At 72.6% G+C, this 5,146-nt stretch carries 4 protein-coding genes; 3 read left to right on the forward strand and 1 reads right to left on the reverse strand.

The features are described 5' to 3' along the window. On the forward strand, positions 1 to 1,179 hold a 1,179-nt coding region (locus tag AOK22_RS17330; protein WP_055699571.1), incomplete at its 5' end, for a pyroglutamyl-peptidase I. Here AOK22_RS17330 and AOK22_RS17335 read toward each other — a convergent pair. Further along, entirely contained in the window at positions 1,137 to 1,958 is an 822-nt protein-coding gene (locus AOK22_RS17335; RefSeq protein WP_055699572.1) for an EI24 domain-containing protein, read from the reverse strand. The two genes, AOK22_RS17330 and AOK22_RS17335, sit on opposite strands and share 43 nt — an antisense overlap. A 139-nt stretch (positions 1,959 to 2,097) precedes the next feature. On the opposite strand from AOK22_RS17335, the gene AOK22_RS17340 reads away from it, so the two are divergent. Then, positions 2,098 to 4,713, forward strand: coding sequence for a M14 family zinc carboxypeptidase (locus AOK22_RS17340; RefSeq protein ID WP_055699573.1), 2,616 nt, complete (start codon positions 2,098 to 2,100; stop codon positions 4,711 to 4,713). Positions 4,714 to 4,778: 65 nt separating this feature from the next. Further along, on the forward strand, positions 4,779 to 5,146 hold a 368-nt coding region (locus AOK22_RS17345), incomplete at its 3' end, for a serine hydrolase domain-containing protein (RefSeq protein WP_157872254.1).

Here is a 5,146-nt window from a genome sequence, read left to right on the forward strand (position 1 = left end):
GCCCCCGCCGGCCCCACGGCCCCCACCGCGGAGGAGGCCCGGCTCGACCGTGCCGCCCCGCAGGAGATCCTGCGGCGCAGCGGTTTCGACTCCGCGGCGCCCGCGCTGGCGCGGGCGCTGGACAAGGCCCGCTCCTACGGCCAGGCACGCCGTCTGGTCATACGGGAGGGCAGGGCACTGTGGCACCGGGCCGTCGACCGGGCGCAGGGGCGCGGGCCGCTGGGCGGTGACCTGAGCCGGGACGACGACCGGCCGCTGTACTGGGCGCGGCTCGGGATGACGCGGGAGCTGCGGCAGTGGGAGCCCGGACGTTTCCCGCTCGACGGGAGGCAGCGGGCCGCGCTGATGGGCGAGTTGGAGCGGACCTCACGGGGTCAGGACTCCGTCGGTCATCCCGGCGGGCGCGGCAAGGGGAAGGTGAAGCGGATCCTCGTCACCGGCTTCGATCCGTTCACACTCGACCGGGACGTCCGGATCAGCAATCCGTCGGGGGCCGCCGCGCTCGCCCTGGACGGCACGACGATCCGGACCGCCGAGGGGCTCGCGCGCATCGAGGCGGTGACGTTCCCGGTCCGTTGGCAGGACTTCGCCGACGGGGCCGTGGAGCGGGCGCTGCGCCCGCATCTGCCGCACGTCGACCTGTTCACCACCATCAGCCAGGGGCGCGTGGGCAAGTTCGACATCGAGCGGACCAACGGCGCCTGGCGGGGCGGTTCCCTCGACAACGACAACGTCTCGCGCGCGGAGACGGTCCCGGTGAGCGATCCCGCCTCGCAGCCCCAGTGGACGTCGACGACCCTTCCGTACAAGGAGATCGTGGCCGCGAAGACGGGCCGTTTCCCGGTGTACGACAACACGTCGGTGACCGAGATCCCGGCGGGCGGCACCGGGCCGGTGGTGCGGCCCGAGGGGCCCACCGAGGGGTCGACGGCGCGTGAGGGCGGCGGCGGGAACTACCTGTCGAACGAGATCGCCTACCGGGCCACGCTGCTGCGGGACCGGCTCGGGCTGCGCGACCGGCTGCCCGGCGGCCATGTGCACACGCCGGTGCTGCAGTTCGGCGCGGGCAACACCGATCCGGCGACGGGTGCCGTCACCGATCCCGAGTTCGTGCGGAACCGGCTCGACATCATCGCTCAGGTGCGGGGGATCCTCGGGGCGGCCGCCTCGTCGTCCTGACCGGCGCCGGCGGCGGCTCCGGAGCCGCCGCCGGCGGTGTCGTTCTCGCCGAGCAGGTCGCGGGCCATCAGGGTCGCGCCCGCGACCGCGCCGGGCATCAGGAACACGGCGACGAACGGCACCAGGAAGGCGACGGCGAGCGGGGTGCCGAAGCCCCAGGCGAGCTGCTTGCGGCCGCGCAACAGGGCCAGGCGTTCGCGGAGTTGGACGCCGCGGCGCTGCATCGCGACCGCGGTCAGCTCCTCGACCAGGAAGAAGCCGGTCACGCAGAAGCCGATGACCGGGACGACGGTCTGGCCGACGACCGGGATGAAGCCGAGGGCGAAGAGCAGCACGCCCCACACGGCCGCGCGCACCACGATGCGCAGGCTGTCGCGGGCGGAGATCCACAGGTCGCGCCAGAACGGCAGCCCGGACTCGGGGGCGTGGCCGCACTCGGAGATGTCGACCTGCTCGGACAGCGACTCGTAGAAGGGTTCGCCGATGAGGAGTGTCACGGCGGTGAAGGTGACGACGGAGAGCAGCAGCGCGAGCGCGAACAGCAGGGCCGTCAGGAAGCCGCGGAAGAGGCCGAGCCAGGGCGAGGACCAGTCGTCGGCGAACGGCGTGGCCCAGCCGACGAGGTCGACGCCCCACAGGGCGAGCGAGACGAGCGCGGCCGCGTAGAGGACGAGCGTGATGAGGCCGGGCAGCAGCCCCCATCCGTACTGCTTGCCGTGCTGGGCGACCCAGCGCTGCCCCTTCATCAAGTAGCCGAAGCCCACACCAAGATCGCGCATGCGGCACACCCTAGCCGCAGGTGGCCGGGGGTTTGTGCGGTGCCGTGTGCCAGGGCTGTCACAGCTGGGACACAAGGCCCCCTTGTTGTCCGGGAGTTGAACCGGTAAGACCTCGCTTACCGATCTTCCGGAGGTACGTATGGGTATATCCCGGCCAAACAGACCCGTTCTGCTCACCGCCGCCGCCACGGCCGGCGCGCTGGCCCTCACCGCGCTCGCCCCGGGCAGCGCGACCGCGGACCCGACACCGCGCCCGGTCACCCGCGAGGGATCGCCGCTGGGCGCCGACCGGGCCGCCAAGGCACCGGAGCAGGCCGCCGACCGCGCCCTCGACGAGGGGCGCGCCCCGGAACTCGGCGACGACAAGGGCCGCGGCTACCCGCGCGAGCAGCGGCTCGACGTGCCTCCGGAGAACCCGGCCGACAAGTCGATCAAGCTCGGCCTGACGCCGTACCACGGCATAGCCCCGAAGCTGAACGCCCTGCAGCGCGTCGGCGACCGCGTGAGCGTGGAGATCGCGGGCCGCTCGGCGGGCGGGCACCAGCTCTATCTGGTGACCGTCACCGCACCGGAGTCCGCGCGCGAGACGGCCCGGCAGGCACGGATGCGGGACCGGATCGAGAACGACCCCTCGGCCGCCGCCAAGGACAAGGCGATCAAGTCGTCGTACAAGACGCCCGTGTTCATCAACAACAACATCCACGGCAACGAGTGGGAGGGCACGGACGCGGCCCTGAAGCTCATCGAGAGGCTCGCGAAGGCCAAGGACAAGAAGAGCCGGGACCTCCTCGCGCACCACCGCCTCTACTTCAACATCACCACCAACCCCGACGGCCGTATCGCCGGCACCCGCGCCAACGCCAACGGCTTCGACCTGAACCGCGACTTCATCACCGCCTCCCAGCCCGAGGCCCGCGCGGTCCGCGAGATAGCCGTCGCCAAGCAGCCCGCCGTGATGATCGACCTGCACGGCTATGTGAACGGCACGCTGATCGAGCCGACCACTCCCCCGCACGGCGAGAACTACGAGTACGACCTCTTCCTGAAGAACTCCTACGCCAACGCCCTCGGCATGGAGGCCGCCGTCAACGGCCTCGGCTACACCGAGGAGAAGGACGGCGTGAAGCCCGCCGTCATCCCCTTCCGCGACCAGCAGGAGGGCTGGGACGACTGGCCGCCGATCTTCACCCCGCAGTACATGCCCTTCCACGGCGCGGTCGCCACGCACACCATCGAGTTCCCGATGCAGGTGAACAACGAGGAGTACGCGTCCCAGCCGGTCGCCGAGCTGCGGCGCCGGGCGAGGATCAACACGGCCATCGCGGGCGCGGCCATGCGCGCCACCCTCGACTACACCCGGAGCCACCGCGCCTCGGTGATCGCCGACCAGATCGAGGTGTTCCGGCGGGGCGCGACGGGCGCGAAGCAGGTGCCGGTCTCGGAGGAGACCGTGCCGGGGGTGCCCGGGATCGGCCCGGAGGACGTGTACACGACCACGTTCCCGCGCGCGTACGTCATTCCCGCGGACGGACGCGGCCAGCGCTCGGCCACGGCGGCGGCGCGGCTCGTGGACCATCTGATCGCCAACGACGTGCGCGTGGAGCGCGCGAGCCACGCCTTCCGGCTCGGCGGGCGGACGTACGCGAAGGGCGCGTACGTCGTCGACATGCACCAGCCCAAGCGGGGCCTGGCCAATGTGATGCTCGCCGACGGCCGGGACATCAGCGACGAGGTGTCGACGATGTACGACATCTCCGGCTGGAGCCTCGGGCGGCTGTGGGGCGCGAGCGTGGACGCGGTCAAGGGCGGCGGCCTGGACGGCGTCCGCACCCGGCCGGTGCGCGCCGCCGCGGAGGTCGGCCGGGTGGCGCCGCGCGGCGACCTGCGGCTGCGGCTCGACGACCCGCGCGAGGTCGCGGCGCTCAACTCGCTGCTCTCCCAGGGCGTCGAGGCGCGCCGGGACCGCGACGGCGGCGCGATCGTGCCGTCGTCCGCGCGCCGCGCGGCCGTCACGGCCGCGAAGAAGTACGACGTGTCCTTCGACGCCACGAAGACCAAGGGCACGAAGGCCAAGGGCACGACGACCAAGGGCACGGGGACGCTGCACCGCACGCGGGTCGCCGCGGCCGTCACGCCCGGTGAGCTGTTCGCGCTGCGGGAGATGAACTTCGACGTGGTGCCCGTCTCCACCGACGTGCTCAACGCGGGCTTCGACTGGAAGAAGGCGGACGTCCTGTTCGTGTCGGCGGGCCTGGACCGCGGTGAGCTGAACGACGCGGCGAAGGCCGGGCTGGACCGGTTCCTCGCCGGTGGCGGCGGTCTGGTCGGGCGCGGCGCGGCGGGGGCCGCGCTGAACGCCGACGCGAAGCTGCTCGCCGTCAAGGCCGTCGAGGGCAACGGCGACGCCAACGGCGTGGTCCGCGTCAGGAGTTCGGGCGGGGCGGTCACCGGCGGCGCGCCGGACCACAGCTTCGCCTACAGCCCCCTGTGGTTCACCGGACTCGGCTCCGGCGTGCGCGTGGAGCAGAAGTACGCCACCGGGAACCCTCTGCTGTCCGGGCACTGGCGGGCCGGCGAGAACGGCGCGGGCGGACCGAAGGACGCCGCCGGACAGGCCGCGGTCGTCAGCGGTTCCGCCGGGCGCACGGACGTCGTACTGTTCGGCACCGAGCCGCTCTTCCGCGACCACCCCAAGGGCGTGTTCCCGCAGGTCGGACGGGCACTGCTGAGCGTGAGCCGGCACTCCGGGGAATGACCCGGCGGGGCGCGGCGGTTGACCGGACCACGCATTCTTCCGCCGCGCCCCGAGGAGCAGTCTTCATGACCCGTGAGATCAGAGTGCAGGGCACCGTCGCCGACGGGTTCGAAGGGGTACGCGAGGAGTTCACCGCCGTCCTCGCCGCCCAGGAGCCCCGGTACACGGGCCAGCTCGCCGCGTACGTCAAGGGCCGCAAGGTCGTCGACCTGTGGGTGGGACCGGACACCGACGGCGACACCCTGTACGGGGTCTACTCGTCCACCAAGGGCGCCGCCCACCTCGTCGTCGCCCTGCTCGTCCAGGACGGCACGCTCGACCTGGACCGCGAGGTCGCCCACTACTGGCCGGAGTTCGCCGCCGAGGGCAAGAGCGCCGTGACCCTGCGCGAGCTGCTCGCGCACCGGGCGGGCGTCGTCGGCGCCGACGACGG

This window comes from Streptomyces silaceus, assembly GCF_001419745.1.
GTDB classification, from domain to species: domain Bacteria; phylum Actinomycetota; class Actinomycetes; order Streptomycetales; family Streptomycetaceae; genus Streptomyces; species Streptomyces silaceus.